The 19329-nt window shown below is 59.7% G+C and carries 13 protein-coding genes and 1 pseudogene; 5 read left to right on the top strand and 9 right to left on the bottom strand.

What is annotated here, in order from left to right; all coding sequences use genetic code 11:
- Positions 1-27: 27 nt before the first annotated feature.
- Positions 28-1404, top strand: coding sequence for an L-serine ammonia-lyase (locus ACZ9BE_RS02270; RefSeq protein ID WP_252868821.1), 1377 nt, complete (start codon positions 28-30; stop codon positions 1402-1404).
- Positions 1405-1667: 263 nt separating this feature from the next.
- Positions 1668-1985, top strand: a complete 318-nt coding sequence (locus tag ACZ9BE_RS02265) for a DUF3509 domain-containing protein (RefSeq protein WP_016771632.1) — start codon at positions 1668-1670, stop codon at positions 1983-1985.
- On the opposite strand, the gene ACZ9BE_RS02260 is transcribed toward ACZ9BE_RS02265, so the two are convergent.
- The gene (locus ACZ9BE_RS02260; RefSeq protein ID WP_039759287.1) at positions 1982-2482 is read right to left on the bottom strand and encodes a phosphate-starvation-inducible protein PsiE; all 501 of its coding nucleotides are present in this window, start codon (positions 2480-2482) and stop codon (positions 1982-1984) included. The two genes, ACZ9BE_RS02265 and ACZ9BE_RS02260, sit on opposite strands and share 4 nt — an antisense overlap.
- Before the next feature lie 347 nt (positions 2483-2829).
- Between ACZ9BE_RS02260 and ACZ9BE_RS02255 the strand changes: the two are divergent.
- A pseudogene (locus ACZ9BE_RS02255) lies at positions 2830-3084 on the top strand (YebG family protein); the annotation flags it as partial.
- Positions 3085-3239: 155 nt separating this feature from the next.
- On the opposite strand, the gene ACZ9BE_RS02250 reads toward ACZ9BE_RS02255, so the two are convergent.
- Complete coding sequence (locus tag ACZ9BE_RS02250) at positions 3240-4259, bottom strand: Glu/Leu/Phe/Val dehydrogenase family protein (protein ID WP_041479665.1); 1020 nt, start codon at positions 4257-4259, stop codon at positions 3240-3242.
- Between the two features lie 184 nt (positions 4260-4443).
- Here ACZ9BE_RS02250 and ACZ9BE_RS02245 point away from each other — a divergent pair, with 184 nt between their 5' ends.
- On the top strand, positions 4444-5247 hold the full coding sequence (locus ACZ9BE_RS02245; RefSeq protein ID WP_056782998.1) for a SirB1 family protein: 804 nt from the start codon (positions 4444-4446) through the stop codon (positions 5245-5247).
- A gap of 139 nt (positions 5248-5386) precedes the next feature.
- Here the strand turns inward: ACZ9BE_RS02245 and maiA are convergent, their stop codons facing one another.
- Genes maiA through hmgA form a run of 3 tightly spaced genes read right to left on the bottom strand, consistent with a single transcriptional unit; the run spans position 5387 to position 8647 of the window.
- A complete protein-coding gene (maiA, locus tag ACZ9BE_RS02240; protein ID WP_056782996.1) occupies positions 5387-6022 on the bottom strand; it encodes a maleylacetoacetate isomerase in 636 nt (211 codons plus the stop codon).
- Positions 6023-6034: 12 nt separating this feature from the next.
- Entirely contained in the window at positions 6035-7339 is a 1305-nt protein-coding gene (gene fahA / locus ACZ9BE_RS02235) for a fumarylacetoacetase (RefSeq protein WP_056782995.1), read from the bottom strand.
- A 3-nt stretch (positions 7340-7342) separates the two neighbouring features.
- Entirely contained in the window at positions 7343-8647 is a 1305-nt protein-coding gene (gene hmgA / locus ACZ9BE_RS02230) for a homogentisate 1,2-dioxygenase (protein ID WP_150636140.1), read from the bottom strand.
- 163 nt (positions 8648-8810) lie between these two features.
- On the opposite strand from hmgA, the gene ACZ9BE_RS02225 reads away from it, so the two are divergent.
- Positions 8811-9590, top strand: a complete 780-nt coding sequence (locus ACZ9BE_RS02225; RefSeq protein ID WP_056782991.1) for an IclR family transcriptional regulator — start codon at positions 8811-8813, stop codon at positions 9588-9590.
- Positions 9591-9616: 26 nt separating this feature from the next.
- Here ACZ9BE_RS02225 and ACZ9BE_RS02220 read toward each other — a convergent pair whose 3' ends face one another.
- The 4 genes from ACZ9BE_RS02220 to ACZ9BE_RS02205 all read right to left on the bottom strand — a co-directional run bounded on the left by ACZ9BE_RS02220 (position 9617) and on the right by ACZ9BE_RS02205 (position 19110).
- Entirely contained in the window at positions 9617-13081 is a 3465-nt protein-coding gene (locus ACZ9BE_RS02220) for a dermonecrotic toxin domain-containing protein (RefSeq protein WP_476248859.1), read from the bottom strand.
- Between the two features lie 153 nt (positions 13082-13234).
- Positions 13235-15787 (bottom strand): LuxR C-terminal-related transcriptional regulator, encoded by a 2553-nt coding sequence (locus ACZ9BE_RS02215; protein ID WP_476248858.1) that lies wholly within the window; start codon positions 15785-15787, stop codon positions 13235-13237.
- A gap of 138 nt (positions 15788-15925) precedes the next feature.
- Positions 15926-17293 carry a DUF1329 domain-containing protein gene (locus ACZ9BE_RS02210; RefSeq protein ID WP_039759308.1) on the bottom strand — a complete coding sequence of 456 codons (1368 nt, stop codon included), beginning with the start codon at positions 17291-17293 and terminating at the stop codon, positions 15926-15928.
- A 23-nt stretch (positions 17294-17316) separates the two neighbouring features.
- On the bottom strand, positions 17317-19110 hold the full coding sequence (locus tag ACZ9BE_RS02205; protein ID WP_315435554.1) for a DUF1302 domain-containing protein: 1794 nt from the start codon (positions 19108-19110) through the stop codon (positions 17317-17319).
- Between the last annotated feature and the right edge of the window lie 219 nt (positions 19111-19329).

Raw genomic sequence — 19329 nt, 5'->3', positions numbered from 1 at the left:
CTACTCCATTGCTTGTAAGGGTTTAGCATGGCTATCAGTGTTTTCGATCTATTCAAAGTGGGCATCGGCCCGTCCAGTTCCCATACCGTCGGTCCGATGCGTGCAGCGGCGACGTTTGCCCAGGCCCTGATCGACCAACATCTGCTCTATGACGTGCGACGGGTGGAAATTCGTCTGTACGGCTCACTGTCTGCGACCGGCGTTGGCCATGCCACCGATCGCGCGACGGTCATGGGCCTGATGGGCGAGTGGCCGGACAGCATCGATCCTTCGACCATCGATCCACGCATTCAGCAACTGCGCGAAACCGGGCAATTGTCCCTCGCCGGTCAACGCTCGATTGCGTTTGACTGGCAGAGCGATCTGCTGCTGCTCGACGAGAGCTTGCCCTACCACCCCAACGCCATGTCGCTGAGCGCATTTGGCGAAAGCGCCGAGCTGCTCACGCAAACCTATTACTCGGTGGGCGGCGGTTTCATCGTCGAAGCGGCTGAAGCCGAGTCTGGCGTGGCGCCAGCCAGCGACGTGGTGTTGCCCTACGATTTTTCCAGCGCCGCCGAACTGCTCGCTTTGTGCAAAAAGCACAATCTGCGCGTGTCCGAACTGATGATGGCCAACGAACGCGCCTGGCGCAGCGATGCCGAGATTCGCCAAGGCCTGCTGCACATCTGGTCAGTGATGCGCGAGTGCGTCGAACAAGGTTTGCGCCACGAAGGCATCCTGCCCGGCGGTCTGAAAGTACCGCGCCGCGCGGCGAAACTGCATCGCAGCCTGTTGGAAATCGGCAAACCGAATGTGATCAGCTCGACCCTGTCGGCGATGGAATGGGTCAACCTGTTCGCCCTTGCCGTCAACGAAGAAAATGCCGCCGGCGGGCGCATGGTCACCGCGCCGACCAATGGTGCCGCCGGCATCATTCCGGCGGTTCTGCACTACTACATGAAATTCAATCCGGATGCGTCTGACGATGACGTCGTTGCGTTCTTTCTGGGCGCCGCCGCTGTCGGCATTTTGTGCAAGAAAAACGCCTCCATCTCCGGTGCCGAGGTCGGCTGCCAGGGCGAAGTCGGTTCGGCTTGCGCAATGGCCGCCGCCGGCCTCGCCGACGTCCTCGGCGCGACACCGGAGCAACTGGAGAACGCTGCCGAAATCGGCCTGGAACACAACCTCGGCCTGACCTGCGATCCGGTCGGTGGCCTGGTGCAAGTGCCGTGCATCGAGCGCAATGCCATCGCGGCGGTGAAGGCGATCAACGCCACGCAAATGGCCCTGCGCGGCGACGGCAATCACTTTATTTCCCTCGACCGGGTGATTCGCACCATGCGCGACACCGGCGCCGACATGCACGACAAGTACAAGGAAACCTCGCGGGGCGGGCTGGCGGTGAACTGGGTGGAGTGCTGATCGGCCTGACTGCACTGTCAGCGATCATCCGCTCATTCCTGCCCTGAAAACGCGCCACAAAAAACGGCGAGCCCCGAGGCTCGCCGTTTTTTTCGCCGTGTTTATTGTTCGACAATTTTTCCGGCATGCCCCTTGCTACATCACCCTTGAGGCAAACGGACATTGCAAACCTCAGCGAACGAGATGCCAGTGGTCTGGTGTTGCGAACCAAATCAGATCATGGCCGGTCAACAACTGCACGTTCAATCAGGCGGTGACGCATCATGGACAACCCATTTCAGATCATTACCGATGCTTTCGCGCCGGACTATCAGATCAATCTGAGCATTCAGGGCCTGGACGGCAGCATCATGCTGACCCTGTCCAACGCCGGCCGCATTGTGGCCAAGCGCATGATCAGTGCCGAACAGCGCAACGATCCCGAGCGTTTGAAGAGGCTGGTGCAAAGCATCCAGTTCGGCATCGCCATCGAACAGGGCCACAGCGCCATGTCGATTCTCGAAGCCATGACCAGCGGCGCCGGGCTCACCCCGCCACCGCCACGCGTCAAGGGCCAGCCCGGCCAGGCGGCGGGCCTTTAAAGCTCGCCCTTCTCCACTTCAGGATGTTCGCTGGAGCCCGTGCCGAGCTTGCGCTGCGGGTTCTCGATCTTCACTGAGGGGAATTGCGACGAAGCGTAACGCACCACCAGGATCGCAAACGCCAGCAGCAGAATGCCGCCGCACAGGTAGATAATGCCCATGTCCGGCGGGTTGTGGTGCGAGACGTTGGAGATCAGCAGGCGCGTCAGTGCAGTGATCGCCACGTAGATCAGGAAGCGCACCGGCATGTGGTTGGTCTTGAAATAAATCCCGACCATCGCGCCCAGTTCCAGATAGATGAACAGCAACAGAATGTCATCGATCTTGATGTGCCCGACTTCGAGCATCCCGAGAAACTCCATCACCGCCGCCCACGCTGTCACCGCACCGATGGCGAACAGCGCCAGATAGTGAAAGGTTTCGACGAACAGGTTGCCCAGGGACTCGGCCAGTTGATGCACGTTACGCCGCAGTTTCTCGGCCCAATTTATTTTCACGATGAGTTTCCTTAGCCCGTTTCGGGCGGATGATGCGTATCGCACGTGACGGTTTTGCGCGCGCGCCTTGTAGCAACGGTTTTCATGCAGGTTCAGGGCCACGCATCATGGCGATCCGCCGCAAATCCCGCGCCGTGGCGTTTGGTCGCAGGCTCGCGGCTTTGCACAATCCCCGTGGGAGCGAGCCTGCTCGCGAATAGCAGCCACACCGTACCCCTGACAAACCCCAAATCCGGTCTACATTGAAAAGCCACTACCCATGGCGCAGGGATTCGCTTATCCTTTTCGCTGTATATGGATACAGTAGTCATCAAGACAACTTAATGTGAAGGCATGTGAGGTGGTGAATGGCCGTCGAAGTGGTATACCGCAGCAGCCGAGATCTGGAGCGCTTGTTCATGGATAAAGCCGAAGCTGATCGTCATGACAAAATGCTCGAACTGGCCGAATATCTGGCCGATGTGCTGCAAAAAGCCGTTCCGTCCCTGACTGAACAGCAAGTGGAAGAAGCCGGGATCTACATGGCGAAGAATCGCGATGTGTTCGCCAGAGCGTTCAAGAGCCAGCCCGATGCGCTGTCGGAGCTGATCAATGCGCCGGCCGAGCCTGTCGAAAAAGCTGAAGCGGCAGAACCTGATGAGGCGCCGGCGAAGCCAGCCAAACCAGCGAAAGCGCCGAAGTAATTAGAAAGATCGCAGCCTTCGGCAGCTCCTGCACTCGGAATGTAGGAGCTGCCGAAGGCTGCGATCTTTTGCTTTCAGCGATACAAAACCTTTTCGGCCAACTCATCCGCCACCCGCGCCGGCGAACGTTTTTCCGCCTGAGCATGGGCGAAGACTTCGGTCAGCCGCGAACTGATTTTCGACAGATGCGCCGTAATCGTCGGCAACTCCTCACCGCGATGTTTAAGCGATACGTAAATCAGCCCGCCGGCATTGATCACATAATCCGGCGCATAAAGAATCCCGCGCCGTTCCAGTTGATCCGCCACATCCAGATGGGAAAGTTGATTGTTCGCCGAACCGGCCACCGCCGAGCAGCGCAGCTGTGAAACGCTGTGACTGTTGAGCACACCGCCCAACCCGCACGGCGCGAGAATGTCGCACGGCGTGCTGAGCAATGCGTCGTTGGCGATCGGGTGAGCATTGAGCTGCTCCATCGCCAGTTGCACCTTGCCGTGGTCGATGTCACTGACGAGCAACTCGGCGCCTGCCGCGTGCAGTTGCTCGGCCAGCGCAAAACCGACATTGCCAAGCCCCTGGATGGCAACGCGCAGACCTTCGAGGTTGTCGCTGCCCAGGCGCGCCATCGCCGTGGCGCGTATGCCGGCGAACACGCCCATGGCCGCATGCGGCGCCGGGTCGCCTGCCGAAGTGGTGCTGGTAACGTGGCGGGTCTGCTGGGCAATGCAGTCCATGTCCGCCACTGACGTACCGCTGTCGATGGCGGTGATATAGCGGCCGTCGAGTTGCTCGATGCAACGTCCGAAAGCCTCGAACAACGCGGCGCGATTCTCGACATGGGCCGGGCGCACGATCACCGCCACCCCGCCACCTTGCGCGAGGCCGGCGAGCGCCGCTTTGTAGCTCATGTTTTGCGCCAGGCGAATGGCGTCCTCGACCGCAGATTCGTCGTTGGGATAGGCAAGGTAACGGCACCCACCCAGGGCTGGCCCCAGATGGCTGTTATGAATGGCAATGACCGCCTTCAACCCGGTGGCCGGGTCCACGCTCAGGTGCAGCGATTCCAGGCGAGTGCTTTGCATGAGAGCGAACATCGACAGGCTCCCGAATCACTTCTTGTAGAACGCCAGTATAGGCTTGCCCCTGAAAATTGCTGGCGCACACCGGCATGAGCCGCCGAGCGGACAATGCTGCGCCGCTATAACTCGCGCTCAGTGAGCCCGGCACTGGACGAACAACCCGGACGGGGCTAAAACGAGGCATTGGAGGGAGATTTTGATGAGTGCGCGCCAACGCTTTTTCGAATGCCTGCATCGTTCACCGCCGGCCCTGCTGGAAGCTGCGCTGTGGATAAGTGCCGAGCACGACAAAACCCTCGAGCCCGAGGCATGGTTGCGCACCTTCAAGGATCTGCAACTACGCGTCAGCTATGGGCTGCCGATGCTGCCGGTCAGCGAACTGGCGCAACCGCTGTTGCGACGCATGGTCGATCTCGGTTTCGCGCAGGATGATTTCCTGCCGCTGCGCCCGCAGGCGGCGCTGCTGCATCGCGTGTTGCACACCCAACGCGGTCAGCCGTTGGCATTGGCGTTGATCGCACTGGAATTGGCGCGTGGGTTGGAGATTCCTCTGGTCGGGGTCAACTTCCCCGGACATTTTCTGCTGCGGGTACCCGGCGCCGACCACTTGCTCGATCCTTGCGGCGGGCGGCGACTGTATCCCAATGACTGCCGAGAACTGTTGCAACGCCAATACGGGCCGAACATGCAGCTCAGCGCCGAACATTTGCTGAGCGCAACGCCGGTGCAGATGCTGCAACGTCTGTCACGCAACCTGCGCCAATTGCACCTGACCCACGACGATCACATCGCCGCGCTGATCGACGCAGAACGAGTGCTCGAACTGGGCGATGCGAAGGCCTCCGATTACATGGCCCGGGCCAGTCTGTATCAACGGCTGGATTGCCCGAACGCTGAACGCTTCGATCTGGAGCATGCATTATTGCTCAGCGAAGACCCGATCCAGCGCCTGCGCCTGACCGAACGCCTCGGCCATCTGCCGCCCAACTCCGTCGTGCATTAACTACCTTCCGCAGGCTGCCACCATCCTTGAGGCCCACACAAACCTGTGTGGGAGCGAGCCTGCTCGCGAAAGCGGTGTGTCAGCTGAATGAAAGGCCACTGACACTCCGTCTTCGCGAGCAGGCTCGCTCCCACAGGAATTACGGGGTGTCTGGTTGATTGGCAGGATGCGCCTTGATAAACGCCGGATGTTCAGCCGCCAACGCAGCCACACGGCAAATTTTCGGATACGCCTCCAGGCTGACGTTGAACCGCTCAGCCGCATACAACTGCGGAATCAGATACACATCTGCCACGCACGGCCATTCGCCAAAACAGAAACCGCTGTCGCCGATCAACTGCTCCACCGTCGCCAGCCCTTGGCTGATCCAATGGCTGATCCACTCCACCACTTGCGCCTCATTCTGCCCCGCCTGGCGCAGGCGATTGAGCACGCTGACGTTGTGCAGCGGGTGCACGTCGCAGCCGATCACCGCCGCGACACCGCGCACCTGCGCGCGCGCCAGCAGATCATCCGGCAGCAACGGCACCTGTGGATAACGCTCTTCCAGATACTCGATGATCGCCGGCGATTGAATCAGCAGCGCACCATCATCGGTGCGCAAGGTCGGCACCCGGCCCTGCGGATTGAGCGCCAGATACGCCGGTTGCCGATGTTCACCGCCCGACGGTGCGATCAGGTTGACCGGCAACGCCTGGTAATCGAGGCCCTTCAACGCCAGCGCAATCCGCACCCGGTACGATGAAGTGGAACGGTAATAGCCATAGAGATCCATAAGCCGCTCCTGTCAGCGCGCAGCGATCACGGTGCCGCGACATTCGCCGAAGCCGATCGAGGCAAAACCGTCGCGGGCGCAGCGGGCACGCAGGATGATTTCGTCACCGTCCTCAAGGAATTTGCGCACTTCGCCAGAAGCCAGTTCGATCGGTTTCTTACCGCCCTCAGTGATCTCCAGCAGGCTGCCGAACTGACCGTTTTCCGGCCCGGACAAAGTGCCCGAACCGAACAGATCGCCGGCCTGCAACTGGCAACCGTTGACGCTGTGATGCGCAACCATTTGCGCGACGGTCCAGTACATGTAGCGGGTGTTGCTCAGGGTTAAACGATGGGCGGGCAGGTTCTGCTCGCGCATGGTTTCGGTACGCAACAGCACTTCCAGCTCGATGTCGAAGGCGCCGCCATCCTGATCGCGCTTGTCGAGCAGATACGGCAGCGGCTGCGGATCACCTTCAGGGCGCGCCGGTTGCGCCGTGCGGAATGGTTCCAGTGCTTCAGCCGTCACCACCCACGGCGAGACGCTGGTGATGAAACTCTTCGACAGGAAGGGGCCGAGTGGCTGGTATTCCCAAGCCTGGATATCCCGCGCCGACCAGTCGTTGAGCAGGCAGAAACCGGCGATGTGCTCGGCAGCGTCACCGATGGCAATCGGCTCGCCCATCTCATTGCCCTGGCCGATCCAGATACCCAGTTCCAGTTCGTAATCCAGACGCGCGCATGGACCGAATACCGGTTCGGTCTGGCCGGCCGGCAGCGTCTGGCCTTTCGGCCGGCGCACGTCGGTGCCGGACGCTCGCACCGTGGAAGCGCGACCGTGGTAACCGATCGGCACGTGCTTGTAGTTCGGCAGCAGCGGGTTATCCGGACGGAACAGTTTGCCGACGTTCTGCGCGTGCTCGATGCCGACGTAGAAGTCGGTGTAATCGCTGATTCGCGCCGGCAGGTGCATCTGGCAATCGGCAGCCAGCGGCAAGAGTTTCGCGCCTTGCGCTTCGATGTTGCCGCGCAGCGTGCTGCCTTCACTGAACAGTTCGATCAGGCGTTCGCGCAGGGCAACCCGCGCCTCACGGCCAAGTTCAAAGAACGCGTTCAACTGCCCGCCGTGCATGGCTTCCACCGCACTGCGTGCGACACCGTCGAACAGACCGGCCTCAAGCGCCACCTGCAAATCGAAGATGTGCTCGCCGATCGCCACGCCAGCGCGCGGCGCAGAACCCTTGAGGCTGAACACGCCCAGCGGCAGATTCTGCAAGGGGAAATCGCTGTGACCGTTGGCCGAAGCGACCCAGCTGCGGGGGATGGAATTCTGTGTCATGGGTTATCTCCGGGTCGGGTCGAACGTGGCGGGCAGCGTCGCCCAGCAAGCGTCGTAACTGGGTTGCAACTGTGGGCATTCGAGGGCGAAACGACTTGGACGAAGCACTTGGCTGGTCTCGAACATGAAGGCCATGGTGTTATCGATTTTTGCAGGTGCAAGCTCGGCGTTGATCGCCCTGGTGCAGGTTTCGCCGTCCGGGCCGTGAGCGCTCATGCAGCTGTGCAGCGATGCGCCGCCGGGCACGAAGCCTTCAGCCTTGGCGTCGTATTCGCCCTGGATCAGGCCCATGAATTCGTTCATCAGGTTGCGATGGAACCACGGTGGCCGGAAGGTCTTTTCGGCGACCATCCAGCGCGGCGGGAAGATCACGAAATCGAGGTTGGCCAGACCGTGCACGCTGGTCGGCGAGGTCAATACGGTGAAGATCGAAGGATCGGGATGATCGAAACTCACCGTGCCAATGGTGTTGAAACGGCGCAGGTCGTATTTGTACGGCACGTTGTTGCCGTGCCAGGCGACCACATTGAGCGGTGAGTGATTGAGTTCGGTCGCCCACAACTGGCCAAGGAATTTCTGTACCAGAGTAGTCGGTTGCTGCAGGTTTTCGTAGGCAGCGACCGGGGTGAGGAAATCCCGTGGATTGGCCAGACCGTTGCTGCCGATCGGCCCCAGATCCGGCAGGCGCAGCGGCGCGCCGTGGTTCTCGGCGAGGTAGCCGCGTGCCTGTGGATCGAGCAGTTCGACGCGAAATTTCAGGCCACGCGGCAGAACGACGATTTCCAGCGGCGCCACTTCGAGTACGCCCAGTTCGGTGGCGATACGCAGGCGACCGAGTTGCGGCACCAGCAGCATTTCCCCATCGGCATTGAAGAACACCCGCTCCATCGAACGATTGGCGGCGTAGTTATAAATGCTGATGCCAGACGGTTTCTCGGCACCGGCGTTGGCCGCCATGCTGACCAGGCCATCGATGAAATCCGTCGGTTCGGTCGGCAGCTCCAGTGGATTCCAGCGCAGACGATTGGGGGTTACTTCACCCAAAGGTCCGCCGGCCAGTTGCCGTTCCAGTTTGACGAACGCCGGGTGGTTGGCCGACGGCTGAATCCGGTACATCCAGGTGCGCCGCGCTTCGCTGCGCGGCATGGTAAACGCGGTGCCGGAGAACAGCTCGGTATACAGGCCGTATGGGGCTTTCTGCGGAGAGTTCTGGCCAACGGGCAGCGCGCCGGGCAACGCTTCAGTGCTGAATTCGTTGCCGAAGCCGGACTGGTAAACCAGGTCCTGCGCGGTTGAATCGGGGTTCATGGAGCCTCCTGAACAGGGAGTCGGCAGTGGCCCATCGCTCTGGCTCAGAGGTCTCGGCACGCCGGGGTTGTTATTATCGTAATCTGATTACGCATAACGTAATTTGCTCGCTATCCAGCGTCAAGCTATAAAGACGCCCATTCGAACCGGAACCGCCAGCCCCATGGAAAAAACCAGCGACAGCAACGGCAAACAGAAAGTCCGCTCCGCCGAAGTCGGCACCGACATCCTCAAGGCTTTGGCCGAGTTGTCACCGTCGACTTCGCTGTCGCGTCTGGCCGAACATGTGCAGATGCCGGCAAGCAAGGTGCATCGCTATTTGCAGGCGTTGATAGCCTCCGGATTTGCCGAACAGAACACCGCCACCAACCATTACGGCCTCGGTCGCGAAGCACTGCGCGTGGGCCTGGCCGCGCTCAACAGCATGGACGTGCTGAAAGTTGCCGCCCTGCCGCTGTCCGAGCTGCGCGATGAACTCAACGAAACCTGCTTTCTCGCGGTGTGGGGCAATCAGGGCGCAACCGTCGTGCACATTGAACCGGCGGTGCGCGCGGTGACGGTGGTGACGCAGTTGGGTTCGGTGCTGCCACTGCTCAGCTCGTCCACCGGGCTGGTGTTCAGCGCTTACCTGCCGCACCGGGAAACCGATGAATTGCGCGAGCAGGAGATCGCTGTCGAGAAGCATCCCCTCAAGGACGAAAAAGCCTATGCAGCGCTGTGTGAACAGATCCGCGAACGCGGTCTGCATCACGTGCATGGTTTGTTGATGCCGGGTGTGGATGCGCTTTCTGCGCCAGTGTTCAACGCGGTCGGCCAGATCGCTGCGGTGCTGACCATCGTCGGCCCGACCTCACTGTTCCACGCCGACGAAAACGGCCCGGCGGCGCAGCGGTTGTTGGCTGCGACCCGGGCCGTGAGTTGGCGCATGGGTTACGAAAGATAAATCAGACTATGAGCGCTCGAAACGGCTCAGCGAACCGTGGTCTTGCTTAATGCAGACTCAGCCTCTTGCATCAGTGACTTGAAGAACCCGATCAGTTCATCGGCGGGGTCTTCATGGCCGGTGTAATACGTAACCAGCTCCGCGACCGTGCGGGCGTCTTCAAACAGACTGAGAAACGAGCGTTGCGCACGGGTAAGTTCTTTAGCCGGCGCCCCCGCCGCTGCAGCCTGACCCAATGTCAGCAGTCCGCTCAATACATCCTGCACATGCCCCAGCGCGGCGGAATAATCACCGCGCCGGTGCGACTGCGACGCGTCGTAGATGCTTTTCATCACCTGCACAGCCACCACCACAGTGCCTACGGGTGGCACCAGCAGGCTGACAATGTTTGCGGCCTTCAACAGATTTTCATAAACCACACCGGCGATTATTTCGTTGAGACTGGTGGTCCGTTCGTCGATGTCACTCAATACACGGCGCACTCGCTCGTCATGGAAAGTGAACAGATCGGGCAGTAACGAACGCTGCTGTGTGCGAATGACCGGTCGGGTATCAACCGTTGCGACCAGATTATCGAAGTAGTCATTGGTCACTTTCTGGTCAACCAGCAGTATCCGCTCGCTGTAATAGTTCCTGAACGGGCCTTTTCGAAAACGAATCGAAGGAATGAACTCAGCGATCGGCCGGAAGTTGACTTGATCCGGCGCGTCAGGCGTATAGAGCAAGTCGAAGAAACCTGACGACAACTTCAGTCGAAAAATATAAACGCCGCCAACCGCGCGGTCCCCAGGAGTCGTCAGACCCAGCGCGCCCATATTGAATTTGTACAGCCCGATATCACCTTCGGCGGTGCTGGTCCCTACCGACTGATAACCGCCACTCTCTTTCAGGTTATCGATAACCCCTTGGACAGCAGAGAAAGACTCTGTCGATAATCTGCCGTTGGTGAAATCGGCAAACGCATTGCGATACATCTCACAGCGGATTTTCCGGGCGTGTACCGCGCGCTTGAAAGCGTGATCAGGATGAGCCTTGTTCAGATATTGCTCTTCCAGCATCGCGCTGTATCGGTCACCAGGGCGGAAGGTTTTCGATAGCGAAGACAAATCCCGGATATCCAGTTTTTCAACGAGGGGATGTCCATTCACCAAGTAATATTTGGGGCTGTACTTGGTTTCATAGGCCGGATGCACCGCTTCGAAAGCGAGTCCCTCAAGCAAGACGTCGGTAACGCTCTTACGAAACTCTTCGGTCTGAATAATGATCTGGTCGGGATTGACCGAAATGTTGCTGCCGCGCGAACGCAATAGGTCTTCTATCTGGGCTTTCACCGCGTCATAGGTGAACTGCTCGAATGTCGGAAAACCATTGTCTCGTGCATCAACCGTGGACAGCGCCTTGAGTTCGGTTGTCAGACGCGAATAGCGCTTGCGCCCCTCAATGCCAAGCGCCCGATAAGCTGCCGGTGCAATGGCCTTGTGCAGCGCAACTTCGGCTCGGTAGGCGACATTTACGTAGTCCGCCAAAGGTGCCTTGGCGTTCAGATAAAGATCGACCGGCCGGCTATCAAGCGTGTAGCGGTAGCTCAGTTGAGTACCAGCGCTGCCAAGCAACTCACCCGCCTCGTGCAGGTAGTCGGGATGAATCATCAATGCGGCGTATTCACGATCCGCCGACAATGCCGACTCCAGCCAGCGGTTCGCCGCGTAGATATCGGAAAATTTCTGCAGTTCGAATTGCCCGTCAGCTGTTTTGACCAACATCAGCGAGGGTGCGTATTCTTTGGCCGAAATCATCAGAACATCTTTCAATGCTGGGACTTGCAGCCTGATTTTCAAGCCCTGAATAGTCACCGCAGGGTCGTTGGCCATGGCTCGCGCGATGATGTTCGCATCGGTGGAATCCAGCTTCCCGGACTGGCGAGCTACAAAAACTGCAAACTCCATCTGGCTGAAGAGATAGTTGCGATAGGCCTCCTGCCAAGCAACCGACGGCGAGTATGCAAGACTGCCGGTAAACTCCAGGCGCAGATTACGATTTTCCAGCCACTGCTCGAGCGCTACTGCCGTCAGCCGACTTCCGTCGGGAGCGCCGATGATGGTCAGAGTCGCTTTGTAACCATTGTCGTGCAGACCGAAAACAAGAAACTCCGTCAGCGTCCGGGTTTCTTCCTGCTCGATGGTCCGTCCGGCAATCTGCAAAGTGTACGAGCTATGGACACTGATCGCTTCAGGATCCAGGCGTTCGTCAAAGGCCCTCTGCGCCCATGCGGAGAACGTGCGCAGCACATAGTCCTTGAAAGAAAAACACGTATCGAACGCGCTCGAATATGCAGCCTCATACTGGTCTTTGGATTCTTCAAGCTCGCTATAACGTTGTTGAACATCGCTACCAGCGGCATGCAGCCAAAGCGGCCAGTCGGTGCGCTTCAGTGCTGCCCAAAGCAGATAAAAGCGGGTGTCGATGCCGTAACGCAGCACATGCAGGCGTTGATTCTCTTGAAGCATGGAGATCAGTGGTTTTTCCAGTTGTTCCCGGCCCCTGATCAAGGATGAAACATTTTCAAGCTGACCTTTGAGGTGAGTGTCGACACAAAAGACATGAGGACTTTGCGTGGCTTTTGGATAACTGATCTGCTCGCTACGCAGGGAAAGTCTCTGCTGAAGTTTGCTGTGCAAATCGGTATTTCTTTCAAAGAACTCGAAGCCGTTTTCCGGCGTGTGCAGCAGATAGGAAGTCGACTCGTTGACCAGTTGCATCTCTGCGACCGCACGCTCGGCGTTGTCCAGAACGAAACAGGGCTGGCGCACCAGAAGATAATCCTGTGCCGGTTGCAGGTTGACTTCAAACGCTGCGCGACCGGCATCTGCTTCCAGCAGATGAGCGAATCGCTCGCCCAATCGGGCATCGAAATTGTTGGCCATGACCGACAGCGACAGCTCTGCACCGGTGACCACGGCATAGGCCTTGATGAAAGCCTGTTTGTTCGACAGCGGTGCATTGTCGGCATGGACGGGTTTCGCTGGCGCAGCCCAGAACTTTGCGATCTCGGCTCGCAATGTTTTTTCCAGTCCGGCAGTTACAGCAGCGATCAGATCTTCAACAACAATGGTATTGAGCACCTTGACTTTGAATTGCTCACTGAACGTATCCGGCAGAACAAAAACCCCATCGCCACCCATAATATAGGCAGGACTTATATGGTTATTCAGACAAATAACCGTCACATCCCAAAGAGTGCCTGATGGCCGATTTTCATCGGCAGGGAAAGCAGGATCCGTATTGATATAGACCTTGTCGATATCAACTGTTTTGCCCAGACGCTTCAATTCACCCTCAAGCATGCTGCGCAGAATATCCAGCACGCTCGGCATGGCGTCGATGATCTTGAACAGATCTGTTTTAGCCTGTGTTGCCTTTTCCCACTCTTCCGGCCAGGTAACCTGCTCACCGAAAGAACCACGCATCAAACTTTTATATAACTTGGCCACAAACTTTCCTTACTTGATTATCCAGAGCTGCAAGTGCAGCCACCGCCGATAATTGCAAGGTAGTTTCTTTTTCAGCCGACATGAAGCTCGAACAAATTACAAAACATGCCACCCAACAACGAACACCATGTTGTGCTACTGAAATTTACAAAACTAAACCAGTATCCCCATCAACTTGGCTTTCGCCACAGCCTGGGTTCTGCGTTCTACACCCAACTTACCGTTAATCCTTCTCGCATGGGTTTTTACTGTATGTAATGAAATAAACAGTTGCTCGGCAACTTGCTGATTAGAAGCCCCTTGAGCAATCAACATCAGCACTTCCCGTTCGCGCCGACTGAGGCCAGGCGCCTGATCATCGTTTTCCCGTGGCCAGGCAGAAACCTCCTTGCCAGACCCAGTGAGGCTACCTCGGCGTAATTCCCACTCGCGCACGGCTTGCTGCAATCGGCAACGCTCCGCCAGCGTTGCGGCTCGCTGGAACGCTTGCTGCGCCGCCGCCGTGTCACCGTGCGCTTCGGCCAACTGGGCGAAGGCCAGCAACAATTCCGTTTCCGCCGCCAACATGCCCTTGGCCTGAGCACGTTTCAGCAATCGTTCAATGGAGGGCCGAGCGCTTTCGTCCGGGTCCGATTGCGCATTCGCGCAGGCCAGCAGGTATTCGATGCGAATAATCAGTTCGAACGTCGCGGGTGGCGCCTGCAGCGCCGAAGGTCCCCGGTAATGCCGTAACAGTCGGCTCAACGCTTCTTGCACAAGATGCGGTCGGCCCTGTTGCAACCAGAACTGGCTGCTTACCTGCAACACAACACCGCGATAGACCGTATCGGGAATCTGCCGCTGCTGCATGACCCTTTCGGCCTCGCGCAGGCGCTCGAAAGCGCAGGCATAATCGCCGCGATTGCCGGCCAGTTGCGCCTGCCCCAAATAGCCATACAAGACTCGTTTGTCTGCACTGCGCAGGCAATCTTCAAGGCCTTGACTGAACAGCTCCGCAGCCTGCGCTTCAAGGCCCATGCACAGCGCCAGTCGTCCGCGCCGCAGGGCAATCCGGCCGAGCAGTGGCACGGGCAGCGTGGCGCGCTGGCGCAGCAAGTGCTCGATCTCCACCAGCAGGCTTTCGGCACGCAAAGGCGCGCCCCGCTGCTCGAGCCATTGCGCATGGTCAAGCTCAAGCAAGCCTTCGAACAGCAAGGAGCCGTGAGCCCGCGCCAGGCACAGCGCTTCGCGGTTGAGGGCATGGGCCTGATCCAGCTCGCCGCACAGTAACGCCTGCTGGGTCAGTCCCGACAGGCACATCAAACGCGCCTGCCAGGCCTCGTCAGCCAGCGCAGACAAAGCCTCCTGAAAGCAGGCGCGTGCCGACTCCATTTGCCCTTGCAGGTGAAACAGCCATCCCTGTTGCGCCTGCCAGCGGGCCAGCAGTTGCTGCTCCAGTTGCGCTGTCGGCTGCGGCATGAAGCGGCCGAGATGAGCCAGGCATTGCCCGGCCTGTTCGAACCGGCCGGCAAACAATAAGGCGCCCGTGACCAGCACGATCAGCTGTGGTGTCATCAGGGTCAGCTGCTGGCTTTGCTGCTCGTGCAAACGCAACAGCAGGACGACGGTCTGGTCTTCGAACAAGTCTTCGAAGCCGAAATGCTGCAACAGGCTGACGGCAGTTTCGTATTCCTCGGCCAACAACGCTTGCTCGAACGCCGCTCGCCAATCCTGCGTCGCGCTGAACCACTGACAGGCGCGCCGGTGCCAGGAACGCGCACACGGCCAGTGCGACTCCTGGATGATTCGCGACAGCGGGCGGAACACCTGGAGCCAGTCAGCGGACGCTTGCCAAGGCTCGATGAAGCAGCCCAGCACTTGCAGATCACGCAGCAGCTGAGCGCCTTCGCCAGGGCCGAACAAATGCTCGCATAACGGCGCGTTGAACCGTGGCAGGTGAGCCAGCACACGCCATGCCTCGTCCTGCTCCGGCGTCAGGTTGCTGAACAGTTCATGCTGCAGATAATCGAGCAGAGTGTCGACACGCTGCTGCGGTTGCAGGTTTTGCGACCAGTCGCATTTCTGCAGGAGCGCCATGCGCGACCCCGCGCACCAACCGCCAGTACGCTGGATGATACGGGTGGCGACGCGGTCCGCCTGGTCAGGCGGCAAATGGTGCAACACCGATACAACTTCATCGTGAGTCAGCGCCAGGCTGGCACTCTCGAATTCGTAGAGTTCGTCATCGAGCAACAGGCGCGGCCAGTTGCACTGCGGCCGGCGGCGAGTGCTGATCCACCAGGTGAGCGCCGGGCTGCTGACCGCCAGCAAGCGATCCAGCAGAGCATCCACAGCCGGATCCGGCAGCCGACTGTAATCGTCGATAAACAGCGACGTCGGCCTCGACCAATGGGCCAGCTCCGCCATCAGTTGCGTATCGTCAAGGCCTTCGACCAGCCCGAGCGCCCGCGTCAGACGCAGGCAGAACTCTTCGGTGCTGAGCGCCGCTCCCGCCAGCGGCAGCCAGATTGCCTCGCACTCCGCGCGCACCTGAAGGAGACATTCGGTGAGCAGTGCGGTTTTGCCGCTGCCTGCGGGCGCGCACAACAGCCTGACCCGTGCGTTCGATGTCAGCAAAGGTGCGCTCAAACGGCTGCGAGGTTGATGATGCGAAGAAAGCCTGGGCAAAAATCCGGGTCGATCCAGGCACGGGGTCATGGCGGTCATCGGGTGAGCCTTCTTATCGTTGTGCGCTCACCCTAGCCCTCTCCCGCGCCCTTGTTGACGAGTATTCAGCACGCTGATTGATGGCCATAAAAAAGGCGACCGTGCGGTCGCCTTTTGTCCAGCAGTACAGCAGAGCCGTTAGCGCACGCCCTCGGCGCGCAGGGCCGAAGGTGTGTAATCGGCAGCCTTGGCTTCAAAACCGAATTCGAAGCTGTGCTTCTCTTCGTTCTTCATGCCCAACGCAATGTAGCGGCCGGCAATGATGTCGTAGAGCGCTTCCAGCGTGTAAGCCTGAGCCTGATGATCGTAGTAGTACTGGGCGTGACCTTCGGCAACGCGCCACAGTTGCCCGCGACCGTCGTAGTGATCGGCCAGTGCCACTTGCCAGCTGTCCTCGTCGATGTACATGTGGCGCTTGGCGTAGATGTGCCGCTCGTTCGGTTTCACCGTGCCGATCACTTCCCAGACGCGGTGCAGTTCGTAACGGGTCAGGTCCTGATTGATGTGCCCGGCCTTGACGATGTCGTCGTACTTGAGCTTCGGCGAGTCGAGCTTGTAGCTGTTGTAGGGAATGTACATTTCCTTCTTGCCGACCAGTTTCCAGTCATAGCGATCCGGAGCACCGGAGAACATGTCGAAGTTGTCGGAAGTCCTCAGGCCATCGGCCGCTGTACCCGGGCCGTCATAGGCCACTTGCGGTGCGCGCCGGACCCGGCGCTGACCGGCGTTGTAGATCCACGCCAGACGCGGTTCCTTCACCTGATCGAGAGTTTCGTGCACCAGCAGCACGTTACCGGCCAGCCGCGCCGGGGCGGTCACCGATTGCTTGAAGAAGGTCAGCACGTTGGCGGCTTTTTCCGGGTCGATGTCTTTCATCAGTTGCGGCACGGCGATCTCTTCTTCGAAGCGGATCGGCGTGTAACTGCCGTTGGTCTGCGGTGTGACCTGAGTGATGATCCGCCGCAGATTGCCGCCGTGGTAGCGGGTGATGTGGTTCCACAGCACTTCGACGCCGTTTTTCGGAATCGGAAAGGCGTAGTAGCGATTGCCGGTGAAATTGGCCAGGCCGTTGCCGTCGTTGATTGCGTTGACGTTCAGCGCGCTGCGCTTGGCCGACTCATAGATTTCCGCCGGCGCCCCCACGGTGCGGTGGGTCGGGTAAACCGGGATCTTGTAGGTTTCCGGGTAGCGTTTGAACATCGCCACCTGGCCATCGGAGAGCTTGCTTTTGTACTGCTCGACGTTCGCGGCGGTGATGGTGAACAGCGGTTTTTCGTTGGCAAACGGGTCGGCGAGGAAGCCCTTGCTGTCCACCGCACCGGCGTTTTTCGGGATGCCGCCGGTCCAGGCCGGAATCGATCCGTCCGCATTGCCGGCCTTCTCGGCGCCGAGCGGGGTCAGGCTGGTGCCGAGTTTGTTCGCTTCATCCGGCGACACCGCCGCCATCACGTTGGCGGCCAGCAGACTCAAGGCCAGCACGCCACATTGCAGAATCGTTTTGCGCATTGCAGTCATCCTTCTCGGGCAGATCAGAAGTTCACGCCGAAGCTCAGGGCCACGAAGTCACGGTCTTCGAGGACGTTGTAGTCGCCACCGAAAAAGTCGGTGTAACTCAGACTCGCGGTGTAGGTGTTGCGGTAGTCGGCATCGACGCCGAAGCTGATGGCTTTCGCACCTTCGTTGAACAGTCCGTTGGGGCCGTAACCGGCGACGTCGTGCGACCACGACAGGTTGGGCTTGAGGTTGATCCCGCCGATGACGTTGGCGTAATCGAGAATCGCCCGGGCGCGATAGCCCCAAGAGGTCGAGGTGACGAAGCCGTCGGTATCGCCGCCGAAACCATACTGGCCGTAGACCGAATCACGGCCATAACGCAGCTCACTGCGTGACTCCAGACCACCGACATGCACCACCGCTGCTTCGCCGACCACGGTCAGGCGTTCGGCGCCGAGCACCTGATCGAAGAAGTGTGTGAGGGTGCTCTGGATCTGCGTGACTTCCTTGCGCCGGTAGCCTTTGTTGTCGGCACCCGGCGAAGTGGCGAGTGGCGATGCGGTGCCGCCGGCAATCGGGTTGACCAGCGCCAGGGTGAGATCGTTGGTGTTGACCTGCACCGGCGCGTTCGGCCGGTAGCTGATCTCGCCGGTCCACGCGGTGCCGGTGGGCAGCGTGGTGGAGAAACTCGCGCCGTACAGGCGAATGTCTTCCGGATATTCGAGGTAATACTGACCGCGCCCGAGCATCACGCTTTGCGCCAGCCCGGCACCACTGCCGGGCGCGAGTCCGTTGGCAATGCCGACCATGCCTGGCAACGCCGCCAGTGTCGACAGCCCCGCCGTAGTGGTGCCGACCGTCGGCGTACGGCTGTGGTAGTTCATGAAGTAGAGGCCGTACTCGGTGTCGTCGCCGAGCCAGCGCAGCGCCGTGCCCCACTGCCCGGAATCGCGCGCATCACGATCGCCGCCACGGGGGATCACCACGCCCTCCCGGGTGACCTGGATGCCTTGGCCGAACGCGGTGGTCAGCGGCACCAGTGGCGCCACCGCTGGGCTGCCGACGGTGTAGCCGTTGTTGCAACCGTCCGCCGCCACGTCGACGCCGAAGAACGTGCCGCAGTTGTCGAGAACGGTCTGGTCCCACTCCAGTTGGTAGAAGCCTTCGACCGAGAGTTTGTCGGTCAGGCTCTGCGAGCCAAACAGCATGTTCACCGGAATCAAGCCTTCCTTGATCTCGGCACCGGGACGGCGGAATGCCGAGACGTCAACCGGGTTGATGCTGTTGATCGAGTTGCCGATGAAGGTACTTTCGCCCCAGCTCACCACCTGCTTGCCGGCCCGCACGGTGCCCGGCAAATCGGCGATGGCGTAGTTGTGATAGACGAAGGCATCGAGGATCTGCGCGCCGGAAGACTTGGCGCCTTCCTTGCGGCCGCTGTCGCTGATCTGTTTGAACTCGCGGTCTTCGTCCTTGAGTTCGAAGTCGTACCAGTATTTGCCCCGCACGAACACGCCGGTATCGCCGTACTTCAGTTCGAGGTCATGGATGCCCTTGAAGATCTTCGAAAAGGTTTCGCCCTTCTTGAAATTCAGGCGCCCGTCATCACCGGTGGACGATTGTCCGCTGCCGCCATTGACCGTGCCGACCAGCGAGTTGTCGGCATCGCGCAGGCCCCAGCTCGCGCCGACCGAAAGTGACGAGTCGAAGGTGCCTTCGATTTCGCCGATGGTGAAGGCGACCGCTTGCGCCTGGGCGCAGCAACCCAGAGCCACCGCAGCGGCCAGCGCCTGCGGTGTGAAGATGGCGCGCATTGTTGTTTTTGTCATGCGTCTTCCCCGGTGAGTGACAGAAGGCCCCACCCTACTGCCGGGTGAAGCGGTCGATAAGCGCACCAAGGAGGTATTTGCGTTGTCGCTCGAAAGGATGAATAACCTTGTACGGCGGGGCTTGGGGCGGTTCATGGACTGGCTGGATAGCGCGTCATCAGCGCCATCCATGCGCACGCCACTGTTGCGCGCCCCGTAACAGTGCATGTCTGGAATCGG

The organism is Pseudomonas sp. TE9122, assembly GCF_056278925.1.
Note: the sequence above shows the minus strand (reverse complement) of the source record. Positions and strands in the feature narration are given on the sequence as shown.

Excerpts from the sequence above, each read along its gene's own strand:
- ACZ9BE_RS02270 (WP_252868821.1), top strand. The coding sequence starts at position 28 with ATGGCTATCAGTGTTTTCGATCTATTCAAAGTGGGCATCGGCCCGTCC.
- ACZ9BE_RS02265 (WP_016771632.1), top strand. The coding sequence starts at position 1,668 with ATGGACAACCCATTTCAGATCATTACCGATGCTTTCGCGCCGGACTAT.
- ACZ9BE_RS02250 (WP_041479665.1), bottom strand. The coding sequence starts at position 4,259 with ATGTTCGCTCTCATGCAAAGCACTCGCCTGGAATCGCTGCACCTGAGC.
- ACZ9BE_RS02245 (WP_056782998.1), top strand. The coding sequence starts at position 4,444 with ATGAGTGCGCGCCAACGCTTTTTCGAATGCCTGCATCGTTCACCGCCG.
- maiA (WP_056782996.1), bottom strand. The coding sequence starts at position 6,022 with ATGGATCTCTATGGCTATTACCGTTCCACTTCATCGTACCGGGTGCGG.
- fahA (WP_056782995.1), bottom strand. The coding sequence starts at position 7,339 with ATGACACAGAATTCCATCCCCCGCAGCTGGGTCGCTTCGGCCAACGGT.
- hmgA (WP_150636140.1), bottom strand. The coding sequence starts at position 8,647 with ATGAACCCCGATTCAACCGCGCAGGACCTGGTTTACCAGTCCGGCTTC.
- ACZ9BE_RS02225 (WP_056782991.1), top strand. The coding sequence starts at position 8,811 with ATGGAAAAAACCAGCGACAGCAACGGCAAACAGAAAGTCCGCTCCGCC.
- ACZ9BE_RS02215 (WP_476248858.1), bottom strand. The coding sequence starts at position 15,787 with ATGACCGCCATGACCCCGTGCCTGGATCGACCCGGATTTTTGCCCAGG.
- ACZ9BE_RS02210 (WP_039759308.1), bottom strand. The coding sequence starts at position 17,293 with ATGCGCAAAACGATTCTGCAATGTGGCGTGCTGGCCTTGAGTCTGCTG.
- ACZ9BE_RS02205 (WP_315435554.1), bottom strand. The coding sequence starts at position 19,110 with ATGACAAAAACAACAATGCGCGCCATCTTCACACCGCAGGCGCTGGCC.